Genomic DNA, 17,685 nt, shown 5'->3' with positions numbered 1-17,685 from the left:
CGTGGCGCCCGCCAGAGATGAGGGGAGACCGACGGACAGGAGGCTCGCGTGGTGCTGGTGGTGTCGCAAGAGGTGCGGGACGCGGTCGACGCGCGTCAACCCGTGGTGGCCCTGGAGTCCACGATCATCTCGCACGGGCTGCCCCGCCCGCGCAACCTCCAGGTGGCGCGGGAGCTGGAGGCGGCCGTACGCGAGCAGGGAGCCGTGCCCGCGACCGTCGCCGTGCTGGACGGACGTCCCCATGTGGGCCTGGACGACCGGCAGCTCGTACGGGTGGCCGAGGAGGACGGTTTCCGCAAGCTGGGCCACCGCGACCTGCCGCTCGCCGTGGCCGCGGGGGCGAGCGGGGCGACCACGGTGTCGGCGACGGCGCTGCTGGCGGCGCGCGCGGGCGTGCGGGTGTTCGCCACGGGCGGGCTCGGCGGGGTGCACCGGCAGTGGACCGTCACCCAGGACGAGTCGGCCGACCTGGGGCTGCTGGCGAGCACCCGGATCACGGTGGTGTGCGCGGGCGTGAAGTCGATCCTGGACGTGCCGGCGACCCTGCAACGGCTGGAGACCCTGGGCGTCGCCGTCGCCGGGTACGGCACCGACCGCTTCCCCGGGTTCTACCTGTCCGACTCGGGCCACCCCGTGGACTGGACGGTGGACAGCCCCGGGCAGGTGGCCGATGTGATGCGGGCCCAGGACGCGCTCGGCGGGCCGGAGTCGGCGCTGATCGTCGCCAACCCGGTCCCCCGGGAGGAGCAACTCGATCCCGAGCTGCACGCGCGGGTGCTCGCCGACGCGCTGCGCGCCTGCGACGAGGCCGGTGTCACCGGCCAGGGCGTCACGCCGTTCCTGCTGGACCACCTCGTCCGGCACACCGACGGCGCGTCCCTGAGCGCCAACCTGGCGGCGGTGCGCGGCAATGTGCGGCTCGCGGCACGGATCGCGCGGGCGTGGGCCGAGGCATGACCCCGCGACCGGGCGGAAGGGACCACGGTGCCGACGACCGAGGCCACGGACACGACCCGGACCGGACCGCGGCGACGGGGCCGGGAACCGGGGCGCCCGCGGGCGGCGGGCCCGGGGACGGGCGGGACCGGGCCCTGCTTGTCGTCGGGGACGTCGTCACGGACGTCGTCGCGCGCTACCGGGGGCCGCTGGCGCCGGGGACGGACACGGTCTCCGTGGTCAGGACCCTGCCGGGCGGCGCGGGCGCCAACGTGGCGTGTTGGGCGGCCCGTCACGGGTGTGCGGACGTACGGCTCCTCGGCCGGGTGGGCGCGGAGTCGGCGGCGTGGCACGAGCGGGAGCTGACCGCCTGCGGGGTGCGGCCGCGGCTGGTCGTCGACCCGCAGGCCGCCACCGGCACGGTGATCTGTCTGGTGGACACCGACGCCGCGGCCGAGCGGACGTTCCTCACCGACAGCGGCGCCGCCCTGCGGCTCGGCCCCGCGGACTGGTCGGACGCGCTGCTGGACGGGGTCGGTCGACTGCATCTGTCGGGCTATCTGCTGTTCTCGGAGTCCGGGCGCGCCCTGGTGCGCACGGCGTCGGCGGCGGCACGCGCGCGTGCAGTGCCGGTGAGTCTCGATCCGGCCTCGGCGGGCTTCCTGGTGGAGTTGGGCAGGGACCGTTTCCTGTCCCTCGTCGAAGGGGTGGACGTGCTGCTGCCCAGTCGTGACGAGGCGTGTCTGCTGACCGGGCGGTCCGACGGGGAGGGCGCGGCGGCGGAACTGAGCCGCCTGGTCCCGCTGGTGGTGTCCAAGCAGGGGGCCGACGGCGCCCTGGTGGCCCGCGACGGCGCGGTGCTCGCCCGGGTCCCCGCCGCCGCGGCGGTACCGCTCGACACCACGGGCGCCGGTGACGCCTTCACGGGCGCGTTCCTCGCCGCGCTGCTGGCGGGCGCCGGCGCGGAGTCCGCGGCGGCCGAGGGGTGCCGGGCGGGGGCGCGCGCGGTGGAACGCGTGGGCGGCAGGCCATCGGTGCCCGGCGACGACCCGGCGGCGCCGGCCACGGCCCCCGCCCGCTGAGAGCTCGGGGCAGCGCGGTGCGGGGCGGCACGGCGCGGGGGCCGGGCCCCGGCGGGCCTCGCCGCACCGCGCCGCTCGCGTTCGCGCTACCCCTTGCGTCCCCACGCGGAGATCAGCGGGGCGGTGGCGAGGTCCATGCCGCCGGCGGCGACGTTCGCCAGGTGACGGTCGATGTCCTCGTCGGTCGCGAGGTCCGCCTCGACGAGTCGGCCGCGGATCTGGCGTACCGTCGCGGTCTCCAGCGCCGCGCAGTCGGGTGAGGTCACGGGGAAATAGGCGTCGGCCTCGACCCGGGACAAGCCGGCCTCGCGGAGCAGGCGCGGCAGCTTGCGGCCGTAGGACAGATCCGCGCCCCGGCCGGCGAGGAGCGTGCGGAAGCCGTGCCGCAGCCGGTTCGCCAACTGCTGTTCGGGACCGTACTCGTCGGGGCACAGGAGGGGCTGGAGAGCGGGGTCGCCGTCCTCGATCAGGATCCGTCCGCCCGGGCGCAGTGACGCGACCATCGACCGCAGGGCCCGCTCCCGGTCCGGCACATGGACCAGCACGAGCCGGGCGTGCACCAGGTCGAAACCGTCCATCGGCGGTTCCTCGGTGCCGAGGTCGTGGACCCGTACCTCGACCGGCGGGCGGGCCACCGCCGTCAGCAGGGAGGTGTCGAGGTCGGTCGCCAGGACCTTGCCCGTCGGACCGACCTTCTTCGCCAGCCAGGACACCACGGACGTCCCCCCGGCGCCCGCCTCCCAGCAGCGCCAGCCGGGCCCGATCCCCAGGCCTTCGAGGTGACGGAAGGTCGTGGGGTCGAAGAGGGCGGCGAAGGCGTCGAAGCGTTCCGCAGCCTCGGGCTGCCGGTTGTCGAGGAGGTACCCGTCGGATCGCGTCATGCCGCGATCATCCCAGTTGTCCCGCTCGCCGGGCGGCCTCGACGCGTCGTCCACAGGCGGGAACAAAGCGGAACCCGCCCTTTCCACAGGCTTGGTCCCGGCTTGCCCCGGCCTGGCAGACTGGCGCGCCAGGATGCAGGAACACGGTGCGGAGATTCACGCAAGGAGACCCAGATGACCATGGCGGGGAATCTGCGGAGGGTCACCGGCCTCGGAGGGGTCGGCGGCCTGCGCAGGGTGGCACGGCTGGCCCGACGGCGGCCGCGGGTCGACCTGAGTCACCCCGCGCGGTCCCCGCTGGGTTCCTCGGTGGTGAACTGCGTGACGTACCAGGACGGCGTGCGGGCCCCGCACGGCGGGGACCTGGTCGACACGGTGCGACGGGTGCGCAGGAACGGCCACGGTTTCGTGTGGCTCGGTCTGCACGAGCCGACGAACGACGAGTTCGCGGGCATCGCCGAGCTGTTCGACCTGCACCCCCTGGCGGTCGAGGACGCCGTCGAGGCCCATCAGCGGCCGAAGGTCGAGCGGTACGGGGAGACGCTCTTCGCGGTGTTCAAGACGGTCTGCTACGTCGAGCACGAGGAGCTCACGGCGACCAGCGAGGTGGTCAACACCGGCGAGATCATGGTGTTCGTCGGCCAGGACTTCGTGATCACGGTGCGCCACGGCCGGCACGGGTCGCTGGGGCCGCTGCGCGAGGAGCTGGAGTCCGACACGACCCAGCTGGCCAAGGGGCCGTCGGCGGTGCTGCACGCGATCGCGGACCACGTGGTCGACGACTATCTCAACGTCATCGACGCCGTGCAGATGGACATCGACCAGGTCGAGACGGACGTGTTCGCGGCGAACGGCGCCCGCGCCGACCCCGGGCGCATCTACCAGCTCAAGCGCGAACTCCTCGAACTGAAGCGGGCGGTGGTGCCTCTGGGCCGTCCGCTGCTGGACCTCGCGGACCGGCCGGTCCGGGTGGTCGACCCGGAGATACAGGCGTACTTCCGGGACGTCTCCGACCACCTGCTGCGTGCCACCGAGCAGATCGCCGCCTTCGACGAACTGCTCAACTCGATCCTCCAGGCCCACCTGGCGCAGGTCACGGTCGCGCAGAACGAGGACATGCGGAAGATCACGGCCTGGGCCGCGGTGATCGCCGTGCCGACGATGGTCTGCGGTGTGTACGGCATGAACTTCGACGACATGCCGGAGCTGCACTGGAGGTTCGGCTATCCGCTGGTCATCGGCGTGATAACCGTCGCGTGCTGGGTCCTGTACCGCGGCTTCCGGCGCAACGGCTGGCTCTGAGCCGCGCGGTCCGGCGCCCCGGGCCGGTGCGGCGACCCGGGCCGGTGCGGCGGCGGTGTCAGTGCGGGGAGGGGGCGGACATGGAGTAGACGCTCTCGGCCCAGGTGGCGAGCTGTTCCTCGGGCAGGTGCCGGGCGAGGTCGGCCTCGCTGATCATGCCCACCAGGCGCTTGTCCTCGATGACGGGCAGCCGGCGGATCCGGTGGTCCTGCATCTCGCGCAGCACCTGGCCGACATCCGCGCCCGCGTCGATCCAGCGCGGGGTGCCCTGCGCCATCTCGCCGGCGGTGACCTTCGCGGGGTCGTGCCCCACGGCCACGCAGCCGACGACGATGTCCCGGTCGGTGAGGATGCCGCAGAGCCGCTCGTTCTCGTCGCTGATCGGCAGTGCGCCGACGTTCAGCTCACGCATGAGCTGGGCGGCGCGGTCGAGGGTCTCATGGGCGGGGATCCACTGCGCGCCCCGGTGCATGATGTCCGCTGCGGTGGTCATGGAGTACCTCCCGGTGCCCGACGGCCGGCGCGGCACGGGGGGCGCCGCTGGTCCCGGCGCCCTACATTCTCGCCGCCCCGCCGGACGCCCGCACCCGCGGGGCCGCTGTGCTCCGGGCCCGGGTCAGCCGCCCCAGGCGGGGTGGCGCGGGTCGTCGGCGCGGACGAGGACGTCGGCCGCCGCGGCCGGATCGGTCTCCTGGGCGTAGCGCTCGAACGCGGGCAGCGTCCACCGGTCGGCTTCGGGGGTGCGCCGGCGCAGGGCCGCCGGGGAGAGCAGGACGTGGACGGTCAGGTCGAAGGGGAACCAGTGGCGCAGCAGAAGGGGTCCGTGCAGCAACAACACTCCACCGGGCGGGAGTTGCACATAAGGGCTCCGGGTGGCGCGGTCGGTGACGGGGTCCCGGAGGTCGGGCAGGATCCGCCCGTCCCCGTTCGGTTCGAGGGGGTCGAACACCTCGCGCCACAGGGCGCCGGTGTCGAACCAGCCGTCGTAGTAGGCCTCGACGTCATGACGGCCGTACTCCAGGCGGAGGGAGGCGGAGCGCAGGAAGCCGTGGGTGTCCACGACCCGCGAGGGGCGGCCGCGGGTGCGCAGGGCCTCGGCGATCCGCTCGGCGAGGTCCGCGGGACGGGCGGCCGGCGCGCCGTCGAGGGCGACGCGCGTCCAGGGGCCGCCGCCCTGCGGTTCCGTGTCGAGCAGCCGGTCGGCGAGGAGGTCGCCGAGCCGTTCCCAGGTGATCGCTTCGAGTCGCACCCGCCCATGATGCGTCAGGCACCGGACCGGACGCCTCGGCCCGAGCGGTCTCTGCGCTCCGGCCCGCGACCGGAGACGGCGGTCGACGGGTGTCCGGCCAGGTGCCGCCACGCCCACCAGGGGGAATGAAGCCCCCATGGCAGCCGCAGCCCTCCCGACCCGCGTCTCCCCCACCGGACTCGTCGTCGTCCAGCCGCTCCGGCGCAGGCACTGCGCCGGATGCCGTCGCGGTCCGGTGGCGATGCTGGTGCTGGAGGACGCCGCGCCGCGCTGCCTCGACTGCGCCGACCTGGGGCACCTGGTGTTCCTGCCGCGTGGCGACACGGCCCTGACCCGCAGGTCACGGGAGGAGAGCGGGCTGTCGGCGGTGGTGGTCCGGTTCAACCGGCGCAAGGGGCGTTACGAGCGTCAGGGCGTCCTGGTCGAGGAGGCGGCGCTCGTCCGGGCCGAGGAGCGCTGTCTGGCGGACGCGGAGGCGCGACGGCGCCGCCGGGCCCGGGACGCACGGCGCCGGGCGGCACTGGACGCACGCTTCGCGCAGGCGTTCGCGGCCGAGATCCTGCGGCTGCTTCCCGGCTGCCCGCGGGAGCGGGCAGCCGGGATAGCCGCGCACGCCTCGCTGCGGGGCAGCGGCCGGGTGGGGCGCAGCGCCGCGGGACGGGCGTTGTCCGAGACGGCCGTCGTCTCGGCGGTGGTGGCGTCGGTGCGGCATCTGGACACGCCGTACGACCGGCTGCTGATGAGCGGCGTACCCCGGCGCGAGGCCCGGCGGCAGATCATGGCCGACGTGGAGACCCGGATACGGACGTGGCGGGAGGCCGCAGCCGGGGACGAGGACGGAGCCGGCGCTGAGGACGAGGAGGAGGACGCGGCCGGGTCCACGAGCGGATTTCCCCTTGAGGTGCGGGGCGGTACGGGGCAGGATCTCCGGTCGACGGCTGGGAGTTGACGTTTTCATGATCGAGGGACCGTATCTGCTGCTCGCGGTGGTGGGCTCGCTGGTCACAGGGCTGATGGCGGGGGTCTTCTGCGCCTTCTCGGTCCTGGTGATGCGGGGGTTCGCCGCGCTGCCTCCCGCCCAGGGTGTCGCGGCGATGAAGGCGATCAACTCCTCCGCGACGACCCCGGCGTTCATGGTCCTGTTCCTCGGCGCGGCGGTCCTGTGCGCGGTGATCGCCGTGGTGACGTTCGTGCTGTGGCCGGACGACGGGGCGGTCCACCTGCTGCTGGGCAGCGCGCTGTACCTGTGCGGCGCGTTCGGGGTGACCGTGGTGGCCAACGTGCCGCGCAACGAGGAACTGGCGGGACTGGAGCCCGGCACGCCGGAGGCGCTCGCGTACTGGCCGGTCTACCTGCGGCAGTGGACGCGGTGGAACCACGTACGGGCGGTCGCGTCCGCGGCCTCGGCGGTCGTGTACGTCCTCGCCCTGGTCTGAACCCGGCGACGGGCCGCCCGCGGGGGCGGGGAAAGCGCTGCGGCCCACTCTGCGCGGACGCCCGGCGGGACGTATCGTGGCCGCAAGAGTGCCGCCCGATGACGCTCGGCCTGTCTGTCGTACGGGTACGCGAGGAAGACGCCCATGGCCGATCCCAAGGGATTCATGACCACCCCGCGCGAGGAGTGGCCGCGCCGGCCGGTCCAGGAGCGGGTCGGGGACTGGGACGAGGTGTACGTCCCCGGGGCGCTGCTGCCCCTGATCAGCCGGCAGGCCGACCGTTGCATGGACTGCGGGATCCCGTTCTGCCACGACGCCTGTCCGCTCGGGAACCTGATCCCCGAGTGGAACGACCTGGTCTCCCGGGAGGACTGGCGGGCGGCCAGTGACCGGCTGCACGCGACGAACAACTTCCCCGAGTTCACGGGCAGGTTGTGCCCCGCGCCCTGCGAGGCCGGGTGCGTGCTCGCCATCAACCAGCCGGCCGTCACCATCAAGAACGTCGAGGTCGCCATCGCCGACCGGGCGTGGGAGGACGGTCTCACCCCGCCGCGGCCTCCGGACCGGCTGTCGGGCAAGACGGTCGCGGTGATCGGTTCGGGACCCACCGGGCTGGCCGCGGCGCAGCAGTTGACCCGGGCGGGGCACACCGTCGCCGTCTACGAGAAGGACGACCGGGTCGGCGGCCTGATGAGGTACGGGATCCCCTCCTTCAAGATGGAGAAGCACCACCTGGATCGGCGGATCGAGCAGATGCGGGCCGAGGGCACGAGGTTCCGCACGTCGACCACGGTCGGGCGGGACGTCATGGCGGCGGATCTGCGGGTCCGCTACGACGCCGTGGTGATCGCCACCGGTGCCACCGACTGGCGTGAACTGCACGTTCCCGGGCGGGAGTTGACCGGGATCCAGCAGGCCATGGAGTATCTGCCGCTGGCCAACCGGGTCGGCGAGGGGGATCTCACGGCCTCCCCGATGTCCGCCGCCGGGAAGCACGTCGTCATCGTCGGCGGGGGCGACACGGGCGCCGACTGCCTGGGCACGGCGGTCCGCGAGGGCGCCGCGTCCGTCACCCAGCTCGACATCTACGCGCAGCCCGGCGCGGAGCGCGACGAGGACACCGATCCCTGGCCGACGTATCCGAAGATCTACCGGCTCTCGGCGGCGCACGAGGAGGCGCGCGATCTGGTGTCCGCCCCGGCGGCCGACGCGGACGCGCGGCTGTTCGCCGCGTCCACGCTCCGTTTCACCGGGGACGAGACGGGACACGTGCGGTCGCTGCACCTCGTCGAGGTCGACGAGCGGCGCAGGCCGGTGGAGGGCACCTCGCGGGCCCTGCCCGCCGATCTCGTGCTGCTCGCCCTCGGCTTCTCGGGCCCCGACCGCGAGGACGGTCTCGTGGAGCAGCTCGGGGTGTCACTGTCGCCGCGCGGCACGATCGCGCGGGACGGCGGCTTCGCGACCGACGTCCCCGGGGTGTTCGCGGCGGGGGACGCGGCGCGCGGGCAGTCACTGATCGTGTGGGCCATAGCGGAGGGGCGGGCGGTGGCCTCGGCCGTCGACCGTCATCTGACGGGGAGTTCACGACTGCCCTCGCCGATCGGACCGTACGACCGTCCGATGAGCATCTGAAACGACCCCGGCCGCCGGGCTCGTCCGCGCCCACCCCTGGGCCTCCGCTCGGCCGCGACGGCCTTGTGGCCTCCGGCTGGTCCGTTGCCCGGCCCGTCGGTGCCCGGCTCGTCCGACCCCGTTCGTCTTCGTCGTCGCGGCTTCGGTCACGGGCCGCATTGACCGCTCTGTAGGGTGCTTTCCATGGCGGAGTCATGGGTCGATGCGGCCGAACGGATCGGCGTCGACCTGCATCTCGATCCGGCCGGTCCCGGCGGCCGGCGGGCCGCGCTCATCCGGGCGCTGCGCGAGGCCGTGCGCGGGGGGCGTCTGCCGCCCGGCACCCGGCTGCCGCCCTACCGCTCGCTCGCCGCCGACCTCGGCGTCGCCCGGAACACGGTCGCCGACGCGTACGCGGAACTCGTCGCGGAGGGCTGGCTGACCGCGCGCCAGGGTTCCGGGACCCGGGTCGCCATGGGGGTGCCGACCACACCGCCGGCGCAGGGGGCACGTGCCCGTGACGTACGGCCCGCAGGGCGCCGCCCGCCCGCCGAGGTGCCGTCACGCGCGCGTGGCCCGCTGCACGACCTGCGGCAGGGCACGCCGGACGCCTCCTCGTTCCCCCGCTCGGCCTGGCTGGCCTCCTACCGGCGGGCCCTCCAGGAAGCGCCCCACGAGGTGTTCGGGCCCGGCGACCCGGCCGGACGGCGGGAACTGCGGGAGGCCCTCGCCGAGTACCTGGCACGCGCGCGTGGCGTGCGGGCCGAGCCCGGGCGCATCGTCATCTGCTCGGGGTTCGCCCACGCGCTGCGGCTGCTGTTCGCGCCCGGCGGCGCCGTCCTGCGCGGTCCGCTCGCCGTGGAGGGGTACGGCCTGGGCTTCCACCGCGGGCTGCTGGCCTCGGCGGGCGTGCGCACGGTCCCCCTGCCGCTGGACGCGGACGGCGCGCGCGTGGAGCGGCTGGCGCGCGAGCGGGCGGTGCTGCTGACCCCCGCGCACCAGTTCCCGACCGGCGGTCCCCTGCACGCGAACCGCCGGACCACCGTGATCGACTGGGCTCGCGCGCGTGACGCGCTGGTCCTGGAGGACGACTACGACGGCGAGTTCCGCTACGACCGCAAGCCCGTCGGCGCCGTCCAGGGTCTCGACCCCGAGCGGGTGATCTACCTCGGCTCGGTCAGCAAGAGCCTGTCGCCCGCGGTGCGCCTCGGCTGGATGGTGCTGCCCGAGCGGTACGTCGGCGCGGTTCTCGCGGCCAAGGGCGAGCGGGAGGCCTGGGCGAGCGTCCTGGACCAGCTGAGTCTGGCCGACCTCATCCGGTCCGGGGCGTACGACCGTCATGTACGGCGGATGCGGCAGCGGTACCGCGGGCGGCGTGACCGGCTGGTCGAGGCGCTGGCCGTCCGGGCGCCGCACGTCGAGGTCACGGGTATCGCGGCGGGGCTGCACGCGGTGCTGCGGCTGCCGCCCGGGACCGAGCGGTCCGTCGTCGAGGCGGCCGCCCGGCAGGGGGTCGCCCTGGACGGCCTGGACGCCTTCCGGCATCCGGACGGCGACACGGCGGCGCAGGACGGACTCGTCGTCGGCTACGCGACCCCGGCGGAACACGCCTACGGGGCGGCACTGGAGGCGCTGTGCGGCATCCTGACCCCGGGTCCGGACCCGGTGCCGGTGCGCGACCCGGGGCCGGCCCCGACCCCCCGCTGAGACCGCCGCCGCGGTCGGCCGTACCGGCGGACACCGCGCGCCGTGCCCGCGAGCGGCCCCCGGCGAAGTGCTGTGGGGCGTCCGCCGGACGCCCCACAGCATGCGGCAGCAGGCCCGGCCCCCGGTCACGGCGCTCGCCGGAACCGGGTATCGGGTACCGGCGGCCGAGGACCGGGGATCAGTTCTTGCGGCCCACCGCCCCGTATCCCGGAATCACGCCGTCGTCCTGGCCCGGTACCGGGTCCCCGAGTTCGGGGTGCCAGTCGGGGACGACCGCGACGCCGGGTTCGACCAGTTCGAGCCCGTCGAAGAAGCGGGTGAACCGCTCGCGCGAGCGCAGGGCGAGGGTGACGCCCGCGGCCTTGAGCTTCTCCGTGGCCGCCGCCGACTCCTGCGGGGAGAAGTCGGCGGTGGCGTGGGTCATCACCAGGTAGCTGCCCGGGGCGAGCGGCGCGAGCAGGCGGTCGACCAGTTCGTGCGCGCCGTCCTCGTCGGAGACGAAGTGCAGCAGGGCGACGAGCGACAGCGCCACCGGCCGGTCGAGGTCCAGGATCTTCCCGGCACCCTCCAGGACCGCGTCCGGATCGCGGACGTCCGCCTGGAGGTACTCCGTGACGCCGTCGGGCGTGCTGCGCAGCAGAGCGGCCGCGTGGGCCAGGACGATCGGGTCGTTGTCGCAGTAGACCACGCGGGAGTCGGGTGCGATCCGCTGGGCGATCTGGTGCAGGTTGGGCTCGGTCGGGATGCCCGTGCCGACGTCCAGGAACTGGCGTACGCCGTTCTCGGCCAGCCAGCGGGTGGAGCGGTGCATGAAGGCCCGGTTGACTCGTGCCATCACCGGCACCCGGGGGTCGAGCGCGAGCATCTGGCGGCCCATGGCCTCGTCGACGGGGTAGTTGTCCTTGCCGCCGAGGTACCAGTCGTACATCCGGGCGGGGTGGGGCTTGCTGGTGTCGATCTCGGGGGCTCCGGCGGGTTCCTGCCCGGTCATGAGGCACTCCGTAAGCATGTGACGCGGATAGTGTTCAAGTCAGCACCGAAACAAGTAAGCAGAGAAAGGAAGAGTGGCGGGTGGACGGGGAAAGTGGTGGTCGGATCGGGAAAAAGGAAGAGCCGGTCGGACGCGTTCAGGACAACAGGAAGTCCGCCTCCCCCGCCTTGGCTCCCTCGATGAAGGCCGTCATCTCGTCGCTCGTGTAGATCAGGGCCGGCCCGTCGGGGTCGGTCGACTGGCGGACGGCGATGCGGCCGTCGGCGAGCTTCATCGCTTCCAGGCAGTTGCCTCCGTTACCGCCGCTCCACGGCTTGTGCCAGCCCTCGCTGCCCAGATCCCGGGCGGGCATGCCGTTGTAGATCCGCTGGGCGCGGACCCGCGGCCCGGACTGGGTCTTGATGCGGTTCATTCACAACTCCTTGCGGAGATCCCGGAGGATCTCCTTCGTGCGATGTGCAGTAGCGGCCTGCGCCGCCATGCGGTCCATGACCTCGAGGTGGGTCGCCACCTCGGTGCGGGCGTCGAGGTAGACGGCGCCGGTCAGGTACTCGCTGTAGACCATGTCCGGAAGCTCCGGCATGGCGAATCGGAACAGCACGAAGGGCCCGTACGTGCCCGGATGCGGCCCGTTCTCGAACGGCGCGATCTGGAGGGTCACGTGGGGCAGCTCCGTGGCGTCGAGCAGTTTGTCGATCTGCGCGCGCATCACCTCCGGGCCGCCGACCGGGCGACGCAGCACCGTCTCGTCCATCACGAACCACAGCCGCGGCGCGTCCTGACGGGTGAGCAGGTCCTGGCGCTGCATGCGCAGGTCGACGAGGCGCTCGATGTCCTCCGGGCGGGTCTGGCCGATGGCGCCGGACTTCAGGACGCCTCGCGCGTAGTCCTCGGTCTGGAGCAGGCCGGGCACGAAGTGGGGCTCGTACTGGCGGATCAGGGCGGCGGCGCCCTCGAGGCTGACGTGCATCGAGAACCAGCCGGGCAGGACGTCGTGGAAGCGCTGCCACCAGCCCGGCCGGTTCGCGTCCTCGGCGAGCCGGACGAAGCCCTCGGCCTCCTCGTCGGTGACGCCGTAGGCCTTCAGCAGCAGCTGGAGGTACGGAATCTTGAGGCTGACCTCGGCCATCTCCATGCGGCGGACCGTGGCGGGCGCGACCCGCAGGATGCGGGCGGCCTCCTCGCGCTTGAGCCCGGCGCGTTCCCGCAGGTCCAGCAGGCGCCGACCGAGGACGACCTGTCCGACCGTCGGCGCGGACCGCGGTTCGCTCACGCTCCACCTCCACGAAGAGCCCGGCCGACCGCTCGGGAGCACACGGGCCCACCCGGCCGGCAACGCAAAGAATCCCGACAGCCCTACGGCGCCACCCGAAGATCCGTTCGAAGATCTGGTACGCGTGGTACGGATCTCCGGCGATCCCGACTGGCGCCGTTCGACGTGCTGTTGCGAGCAGTGTGCCACGGCCTCTCACCGCGTCACACAGCACTCTGCATTTTTCAGAGTGACACTTGCCAAGTGTGCACGGCGGGGAGATAGTGGCAAGCGTGATTCCGTCCGCGCCCTTAGGAACAGACGCCTCCGCAGGCCGCCCCCAGGGTCTCGGTGCCGATGGGGGTTCCCCCGCTCGAGCGCATGCGAGAACAGGGGAGGGAGCCGGCTCCGACCAGGCCGCTGCCGAGCGCCGGTTCCGGTTCGAACTGGCCGCCCATCCTGGTTCCCCCGCGCAGGCCAGACGCCTGACGAGGGCCCGGCTGACCGGCTGGTCGGTGTGCGAGGACACCTGCGACACCGCCGCCCTGGTCATATCCGAGCTGGTCACCAACGCCATAGTGCACACCGCGAGCGACATCGTCGTCTGCGAGCTGCACGACGGCGACGACCTGGTGCGCATAGCCGTGCGCGATCAGGGGTGCGCTCCGGGCGAGCCGCACCCCTCGCCGCAGCGCCCCGAGGAGGAGCACGGGCGGGGGCTGATCCTCGTCGAGGCCCTCTGTCACGCCTGGGGCGCCCAGGAACACGGCCCCGGCCTGCTGGTCTGGGCCGACCTCGCCCGCAAGGCCGAGGTCCCGCGCGATCCCGCCGAGCCCTGCAACAGCCTGGGCGCGGACCTCGCCGAGGCGCACCACGGCGACCTCGGCGACCTCCTCGACACCCTGGACGAGTTCCACGACGGCCCCGCCGCGCCGCGCACCGGCCCGGCCGCGCCCCGCAACGACCTCGGCTGGGGCTCCCGTCCCAAGCCGGGACCGGCCGAGGGCCCCGCCGACGAGGACGAGCAGGCCGAGCAGCGGCACGCGAGCGTCCCCGGTCCGGGCGTACGGCGACCGCGCCCCGCCCTCCCCGCGCCGCTCGCCCCCGCGGCGACCGCCCAGGCCGCACCGAAGGCCGCACCCACGCCCGCGCCCGGGCCGGCGCCCGACGGCGCGGACCCCCGTGTGGCACCGCAGTGGCGCCGCTCCCCCGCCGGCCACGGCGGATCCGAGGGCGGCCGTGACGCGTGGGCCGTCGGACACGCCACCGGTTCCCTCCCGCTCGGACACGGGCGCGAGCGGGGAAGGGCATGACCGCCCTCCCCGGCCGGGGCCCGCTGCTCACCCTCGACACGCTCGTCCGCATGCGGCGCGGACCCGACGGCGCGCAGGCCCCCGAGCCGCCGCGCCGGCTCACCGTGCCCGACGGCATGACGGCCCCGCTGGGCTGCGACGCCGTGTCCGCCCCCGCCCGTTTCGGCCCGCTCCTGATGCCGCGCCTGCCGCGTGTGGGCTGTGTCTACGCGGACGGGACGCGCTGGTGGTGGCTGGTCCCCTCCGACTCCGACTACGCCCTGGAATGGCCCGCCCCCGCGCACTACGCGACCGGCGCGCTGCTCCCGGACTCCGTGCACCGTCCCCGCCTCGTCCACCGGCCGGACGGCACGCTTCCGTACACGCCGCCGATCCCCCTCTATCTGGCGCTGTGCCGTCTGGTGGGCACGACGCCCACCTGGTCGCGGGCGATCATCGCCTAGCCGGCCCGCCCCCTCTCCGCGGGGCGAGCGGCGACGCCGTCCGGCGCACGCCCGCGCGCCGGGAACCTCCAGTCCCGCGCCCTGCCCGCGGGCGGCGCATCCCGAGATAGTGGCCGTTCGTCGACGATCGCGATCGGGAGGCCGGCGGTGGGACGGACACGGGGGGCCGAGGTAGGCACCAAGCCGAAGACCGGGACACCGGACGGCCCGCAGGCCGGGGCGGGCACGGCGCCGGGGACGGAAACGGCGGACGGGCCGAAGGCCGGGGCGGGCACCGCGCCGGGGACGGAAGCGGCGGACGGGCCGGAGGGGCCGGACGAGCGGGGCGTGTCGGAGTCGGAGCGCCTGCTCTTCGGCGGCCCCCTGCGCTACGACACGGGCTGGAACCAGCACCGCGACGCCTTCCTGGAACTGAACGTCCGCGCCATGGTGACCCGGCTGCCGTCCCTGCTGGGCTCCAGTCTGCGGCTCGCCCGCCAGGCCGACCCGAGGGCCGCCCGCGTCGTCCTGGGCGCCGAGATCGCCCGGGGCGTGGCGCAGGCGGTGGGCCTGCTCGCCATGAACGCCGTCCTGGGACGGCTCGTCACCGGCGGCCCGATCGACGAGCGGCTGCGCGGCGCCGCTCCCGCCCTGGCCGTCATGACCGTCGTCCTGCTCGCCGGGGCGCTGCTGCGGGCCGCGTCGACGTACGCCACCGGGCGCCTCGAACCCAAGGTGGAACGGGTGGCCACCGAGCTGTACCTGGAGCGGGCGGCCGCGGTCGAGCTCGCCGCGATCGAGGACCACGCCTTCCACAAGCTGCTCGACACCGCGCAGTACGGGGCACGGTCCAGCCGCTACATGATCAGTCACGGCACGCGCGTGGTGAACGCGATGATCTCGCTGACCGCGTCGGCCGGCGTCCTCACCGTGCTCCACCCGCTCCTGCTGCCGCTGCTCGTGACGATGACGCTGCCCAGCGCGTGGAGCGCCCTGACCAACGCCCGGCGCCGCTACGAGTCCTTCCACACCTGGGTGCAGCACGCGCGCGCGGGGCATCTGATCGCCGGTCTGCTCACCGAGCCGGCGGCCGCGCCCGAGATCCGCGTCCACGGCGTCGGCCCCTTCCTGCTGCGGCACTTCCGCGCCATGTCGGAGACCGCGGAGGCGGAGCAGGCCCGGCTGGCCCGGCTCGCGGCCCGCACCGGACTGTTCGCGGCGACCTGGACGGGCCTGGCGACCCTGGCGACGTACGCCACGCTGGGCGGGCTGCTGCTCACCGGGACGATGGCGCTCGCGGTGGCGGGCACGGCCGTCATCGCGATCCGCAGCGGCTCGGCGAGCCTGAACACGCTCGTCCTGGAGGTCAACCAGCTGCACGAGGAGGCGCTGTTCGTGGGCGACCTCCAGCGGCTGTACGTGGAGGCGGCCGAACGGGCCATCCCGGTGGGCGGCGCGGCGCTGCCGGAGGAGCCGCGGGAGATCCGCTTCGAGAACGTCACGTTCGGCTATCCGGGCGAGTCGGCGCGGCCCGCGCTCGACGACGTCAGCCTCTCGCTGCCGCTCGGCAGGATCATCGCGCTCGTCGGCGAGAACGGCTCCGGCAAGACCACTCTGGTGAAGCTGCTCGCGGGACTGTACAGGCCGGACCGGGGGCGGATCCTGTGGGACGGCGTGGACGCGGCGGACGCGGACCGGCGGCAGCTGGCCGAGCGCATCGCGATGGTGGCGCAGGACTTCAAGCGGTGGCCGTTCACGGCGCGGGTCAACGTCGCCATCGGCCGCTCCGGCGCCCCGCTCACCGAGGAACGGCTCGCCGCGTCGATCGCCGAGGCGGGTGCGCAGGAGGTCGTGTCGGACCTGCCGCGCGGCCTGGACACCTTGCTGGCCCGGCACTTCAGCGGCGGCCACGAACTGTCCGGCGGCCAATGGCAGCGCCTGGGCATCGCGCGGGCCGCCTACCGGCGCGGACGCATCCTGGTCGTGGACGAGCCGACGGCGGCCCTGGACGCCCGTGCCGAGCTGGAGGTCTTCGAGAAGATCCGTGCCCTCGCGGACGGCGGGCAGACGGTGGTGCTGATCACCCACCGGCTGGCGTCGGTCCGGCACGCCGACCTGGTGCACGTACTGGACCAGGGCCGGCTGGTGGAGTCGGGAACGCCGGACGAGCTGCTGGCGGGCGGCGGGGTCTACGCGGAGCTGTACACGCTCCAGGCCGAGCAGTTCTCGGCGCCGGTGCCCGCTCCGTCACAGGCGGGGGCGGGGGCGGGCTGAGCGCTCAGCGCTCGGTGTCGCCGCCCCGGACGACCACCAGGAAGGTGTCCGTGGCGAGGTCCATGACGACCTCGGCGGCCAGCCCCTCCAAGCGCCGCGCGTGCGCGAACTCCTCCGCGGGCCAAGAGCCGCGCGGCCCACCTGCGGGAAAGCGTTCGAGCACGGTCCGCCCGTTCACCATCTCGCCACCTCCGATCAAGCGTCGTACCTGTAGGAGTTAACGCTCTTGGAGGGTGGTTCGCCTCGCCCGGTTGCGGTACTGAGACCTACTTGACACGAGGTCACCGCGGAGTGTGAGAATCCGGTCACCTTACGAACATGTCGGACACTCTCCGTGTCACATCTCGTACTCGTCGTGGTAGCGGACGCGGGCGCCGTCCCACGGTCCCAGCGCCGTCAGGGCGAGGAGCCCGGCCGCGGGGCCCAGCCGGTCGAGCTCCCGCCCGAACACCGAGTAGGTGTGGAACACGCGGCCGCCGTCCCGCAGGAAGCAGCTCAGCCCGGGCCGCCCGCCGGGGCCCGGGTCCGGCTCCCCGGCCGCCTCCTGCGCGGGCACGGTCGCCTCGAAGTCTCCGCCGAAGTCGTCCTCGGGGCAGGAGTACCAGGGCACCGTCCAGCCCATGCGCGCCTTGAACGGCAGGATCCTCGTGAACGGCGCCCGGGACACCACGGCGAAGGAGGTGCCCTGCGCGTTGAGGTGCGCGAGGTGGCCGACCTGGTCGAGGAAGGCCGCGCAGCACCGGCACCCGCTCTCCCACCCCGGTTCGAACTCGAAGTGGTGGACGACGAGTTGCCGCCGCCCCTCGAAGAGGTCGACAAGTCCCGCCTTGCCGTCGCCCCCCTCGAAGACGTACTCCGTGCCGACCTCGGCCATGGGCAGCGCGCGCCGCTCGGCGTCCAGCGCCGCACGCGCGCGTGCCACCACCTGCTCCTTGGCCAGCAGTTCCGCCCGCGCGGTGCGCCACTCCTCGTGCGAGACGATCTCCGGAAGCTCCGGGTGCGCCATGGCTGCCCCTCCTGTGCGACGGTCCGTCGGAAGGGGTGACCGCACGGCGGCCCGGGACTCATCGGCGTCCCCGGACGCAATCCGCGCGAGGAGAAGGAATCGTCGTGCCGACGTAGGCCCGGGTCGTGCCCTGGTGCGAGCCACGGCGCGCATCGTGTCCCGGCCCTGTCGCGGGCCCCGCCGGAGGCGGCACCCTGGCGCCACGACACCTCCTGGAGGGAGC

The 17,685-nt window shown here is 74.0% G+C and carries 17 protein-coding genes and 1 pseudogene; 10 read left to right on the top strand and 8 right to left on the bottom strand.

Translation table 11 applies throughout. The features are described 5' to 3' along the window. Positions 1–48 precede the first annotated feature (48 nt). Together Saso_RS03405 and Saso_RS03400 are read left to right on the top strand one after the other, a co-directional pair. Complete coding sequence (locus Saso_RS03405; protein WP_189916630.1) at positions 49–957, top strand: pseudouridine-5'-phosphate glycosidase; 909 nt, start codon at positions 49–51, stop codon at positions 955–957. Beyond that, on the top strand, positions 954–2,018 hold the full coding sequence (locus Saso_RS03400; RefSeq protein ID WP_189916632.1) for a carbohydrate kinase family protein: 1,065 nt from the start codon (positions 954–956) through the stop codon (positions 2,016–2,018). Before Saso_RS03405 ends, Saso_RS03400 begins: the two co-directional genes overlap by 4 nt. 86 nt (positions 2,019–2,104) lie before the next feature. On the opposite strand, the gene Saso_RS03395 is transcribed toward Saso_RS03400, so the two are convergent. Continuing rightward, positions 2,105–2,899 (bottom strand): methyltransferase, encoded by a 795-nt coding sequence (locus Saso_RS03395; RefSeq protein WP_189916634.1) that lies wholly within the window; start codon positions 2,897–2,899, stop codon positions 2,105–2,107. Positions 2,900–3,073: 174 nt separating this feature from the next. Between Saso_RS03395 and Saso_RS03390 the strand changes: the two genes are divergently transcribed. Further along, a complete protein-coding gene (locus tag Saso_RS03390; protein ID WP_189916636.1) occupies positions 3,074–4,201 on the top strand; it encodes a magnesium and cobalt transport protein CorA in 1,128 nt (375 codons plus the stop codon). A 58-nt stretch (positions 4,202–4,259) separates the two neighbouring features. On the opposite strand, the gene Saso_RS03385 is transcribed toward Saso_RS03390, so the two are convergent. Beyond that, positions 4,260–4,694: a CBS domain-containing protein gene (locus Saso_RS03385; protein WP_189916638.1), complete on the bottom strand. Its 435-nt coding sequence runs from the start codon at positions 4,692–4,694 to the stop codon at positions 4,260–4,262. A gap of 123 nt (positions 4,695–4,817) precedes the next feature. Beyond that, positions 4,818–5,450 (bottom strand): nucleoside/nucleotide kinase family protein, encoded by a 633-nt coding sequence (locus Saso_RS03380; protein ID WP_189916639.1) that lies wholly within the window; start codon positions 5,448–5,450, stop codon positions 4,818–4,820. A gap of 136 nt (positions 5,451–5,586) precedes the next feature. Here Saso_RS03380 and Saso_RS03375 point away from each other — a divergent pair, with 136 nt between their 5' ends. The 4 genes from Saso_RS03375 (at position 5,587) to pdxR (ending at position 10,204) form a co-directional block, all read left to right on the top strand. Continuing rightward, positions 5,587–6,399, top strand: coding sequence for a DUF2293 domain-containing protein (locus Saso_RS03375; protein ID WP_189916640.1), 813 nt, complete (start codon positions 5,587–5,589; stop codon positions 6,397–6,399). Between the two features lie 7 nt (positions 6,400–6,406). Then, a complete protein-coding gene (locus Saso_RS03370) occupies positions 6,407–6,886 on the top strand; it encodes an anthrone oxygenase family protein (RefSeq protein ID WP_189916641.1) in 480 nt (159 codons plus the stop codon). 144 nt (positions 6,887–7,030) lie between these two features. Then, complete coding sequence (locus Saso_RS03365) at positions 7,031–8,518, top strand: glutamate synthase subunit beta (protein WP_189916642.1); 1,488 nt, start codon at positions 7,031–7,033, stop codon at positions 8,516–8,518. Between the two features lie 183 nt (positions 8,519–8,701). Continuing rightward, positions 8,702–10,204, top strand: a complete 1,503-nt coding sequence (pdxR, locus tag Saso_RS03360) for a MocR-like pyridoxine biosynthesis transcription factor PdxR (RefSeq protein WP_189916644.1) — start codon at positions 8,702–8,704, stop codon at positions 10,202–10,204. A gap of 178 nt (positions 10,205–10,382) precedes the next feature. Here the strand turns inward: pdxR and Saso_RS03355 are convergent, their stop codons facing one another. From Saso_RS03355 to Saso_RS03345, 3 genes are all read right to left on the bottom strand, one after another. Next, on the bottom strand, positions 10,383–11,195 hold the full coding sequence (locus Saso_RS03355) for an SAM-dependent methyltransferase (RefSeq protein WP_189916645.1): 813 nt from the start codon (positions 11,193–11,195) through the stop codon (positions 10,383–10,385). 136 nt (positions 11,196–11,331) lie between these two features. Continuing rightward, on the bottom strand, positions 11,332–11,607 hold the full coding sequence (locus tag Saso_RS03350; protein ID WP_189916646.1) for a DUF397 domain-containing protein: 276 nt from the start codon (positions 11,605–11,607) through the stop codon (positions 11,332–11,334). Next, a complete protein-coding gene (locus Saso_RS03345) occupies positions 11,608–12,468 on the bottom strand; it encodes a helix-turn-helix domain-containing protein (protein ID WP_189916647.1) in 861 nt (286 codons plus the stop codon). A 263-nt stretch (positions 12,469–12,731) separates the two neighbouring features. Here Saso_RS03345 and Saso_RS38155 point away from each other — a divergent pair. The 3 genes and pseudogenes from Saso_RS38155 to Saso_RS03330 all read left to right on the top strand — a co-directional run. After that, positions 12,732–13,280, top strand: a pseudogene (locus Saso_RS38155) (ATP-binding protein); the annotation flags it as partial. A 476-nt stretch (positions 13,281–13,756) separates the two neighbouring features. Then, positions 13,757–14,203, top strand: coding sequence for a hypothetical protein (locus tag Saso_RS03335; RefSeq protein WP_189916648.1), 447 nt, complete (start codon positions 13,757–13,759; stop codon positions 14,201–14,203). Between the two features lie 327 nt (positions 14,204–14,530). Further along, entirely contained in the window at positions 14,531–16,456 is a 1,926-nt protein-coding gene (locus Saso_RS03330) for an ABC transporter ATP-binding protein (RefSeq protein WP_189918444.1), read from the top strand. Positions 16,457–16,460: 4 nt separating this feature from the next. Here Saso_RS03330 and Saso_RS03325 read toward each other — a convergent pair whose 3' ends face one another. After that, positions 16,461–16,637 carry a hypothetical protein gene (locus Saso_RS03325; protein WP_189916650.1) on the bottom strand — a complete coding sequence of 59 codons (177 nt, stop codon included), beginning with the start codon at positions 16,635–16,637 and terminating at the stop codon, positions 16,461–16,463. Between the two features lie 156 nt (positions 16,638–16,793). Next, the gene (locus Saso_RS03320; protein ID WP_189916651.1) at positions 16,794–17,462 is read right to left on the bottom strand and encodes a DUF899 family protein; all 669 of its coding nucleotides are present in this window, start codon (positions 17,460–17,462) and stop codon (positions 16,794–16,796) included. Between the last annotated feature and the right edge of the window lie 223 nt (positions 17,463–17,685).

The organism is Streptomyces asoensis, assembly GCF_016860545.1.
In the GTDB taxonomy this organism is placed as follows: domain Bacteria; phylum Actinomycetota; class Actinomycetes; order Streptomycetales; family Streptomycetaceae; genus Streptomyces; species Streptomyces asoensis.
The sequence above is the reverse complement of the archived record's forward strand: the minus strand, read 5'-3'. Positions and strand labels throughout refer to the sequence as shown.

What these genes read in the sequence shown, in the direction of transcription:
- Saso_RS03400 (WP_189916632.1), top strand. Translation starts at nt 954, where the DNA reads ATGACCCCGCGACCGGGCGGAAGGGACCACGGTGCCGACGACCGAGGC.
- Saso_RS03395 (WP_189916634.1), bottom strand. Translation starts at nt 2,899, where the DNA reads ATGACGCGATCCGACGGGTACCTCCTCGACAACCGGCAGCCCGAGGCT.
- Saso_RS03390 (WP_189916636.1), top strand. Translation starts at nt 3,074, where the DNA reads ATGACCATGGCGGGGAATCTGCGGAGGGTCACCGGCCTCGGAGGGGTC.
- Saso_RS03385 (WP_189916638.1), bottom strand. Translation starts at nt 4,694, where the DNA reads ATGACCACCGCAGCGGACATCATGCACCGGGGCGCGCAGTGGATCCCC.
- Saso_RS03375 (WP_189916640.1), top strand. Translation starts at nt 5,587, where the DNA reads ATGGCAGCCGCAGCCCTCCCGACCCGCGTCTCCCCCACCGGACTCGTC.
- Saso_RS03370 (WP_189916641.1), top strand. Translation starts at nt 6,407, where the DNA reads ATGATCGAGGGACCGTATCTGCTGCTCGCGGTGGTGGGCTCGCTGGTC.
- Saso_RS03365 (WP_189916642.1), top strand. Translation starts at nt 7,031, where the DNA reads ATGGCCGATCCCAAGGGATTCATGACCACCCCGCGCGAGGAGTGGCCG.
- pdxR (WP_189916644.1), top strand. Translation starts at nt 8,702, where the DNA reads ATGGCGGAGTCATGGGTCGATGCGGCCGAACGGATCGGCGTCGACCTG.
- Saso_RS03355 (WP_189916645.1), bottom strand. Translation starts at nt 11,195, where the DNA reads ATGACCGGGCAGGAACCCGCCGGAGCCCCCGAGATCGACACCAGCAAG.
- Saso_RS03350 (WP_189916646.1), bottom strand. Translation starts at nt 11,607, where the DNA reads ATGAACCGCATCAAGACCCAGTCCGGGCCGCGGGTCCGCGCCCAGCGG.
- Saso_RS03335 (WP_189916648.1), top strand. Translation starts at nt 13,757, where the DNA reads ATGACCGCCCTCCCCGGCCGGGGCCCGCTGCTCACCCTCGACACGCTC.
- Saso_RS03325 (WP_189916650.1), bottom strand. Translation starts at nt 16,637, where the DNA reads ATGGTGAACGGGCGGACCGTGCTCGAACGCTTTCCCGCAGGTGGGCCG.
- Saso_RS03320 (WP_189916651.1), bottom strand. Translation starts at nt 17,462, where the DNA reads ATGGCGCACCCGGAGCTTCCGGAGATCGTCTCGCACGAGGAGTGGCGC.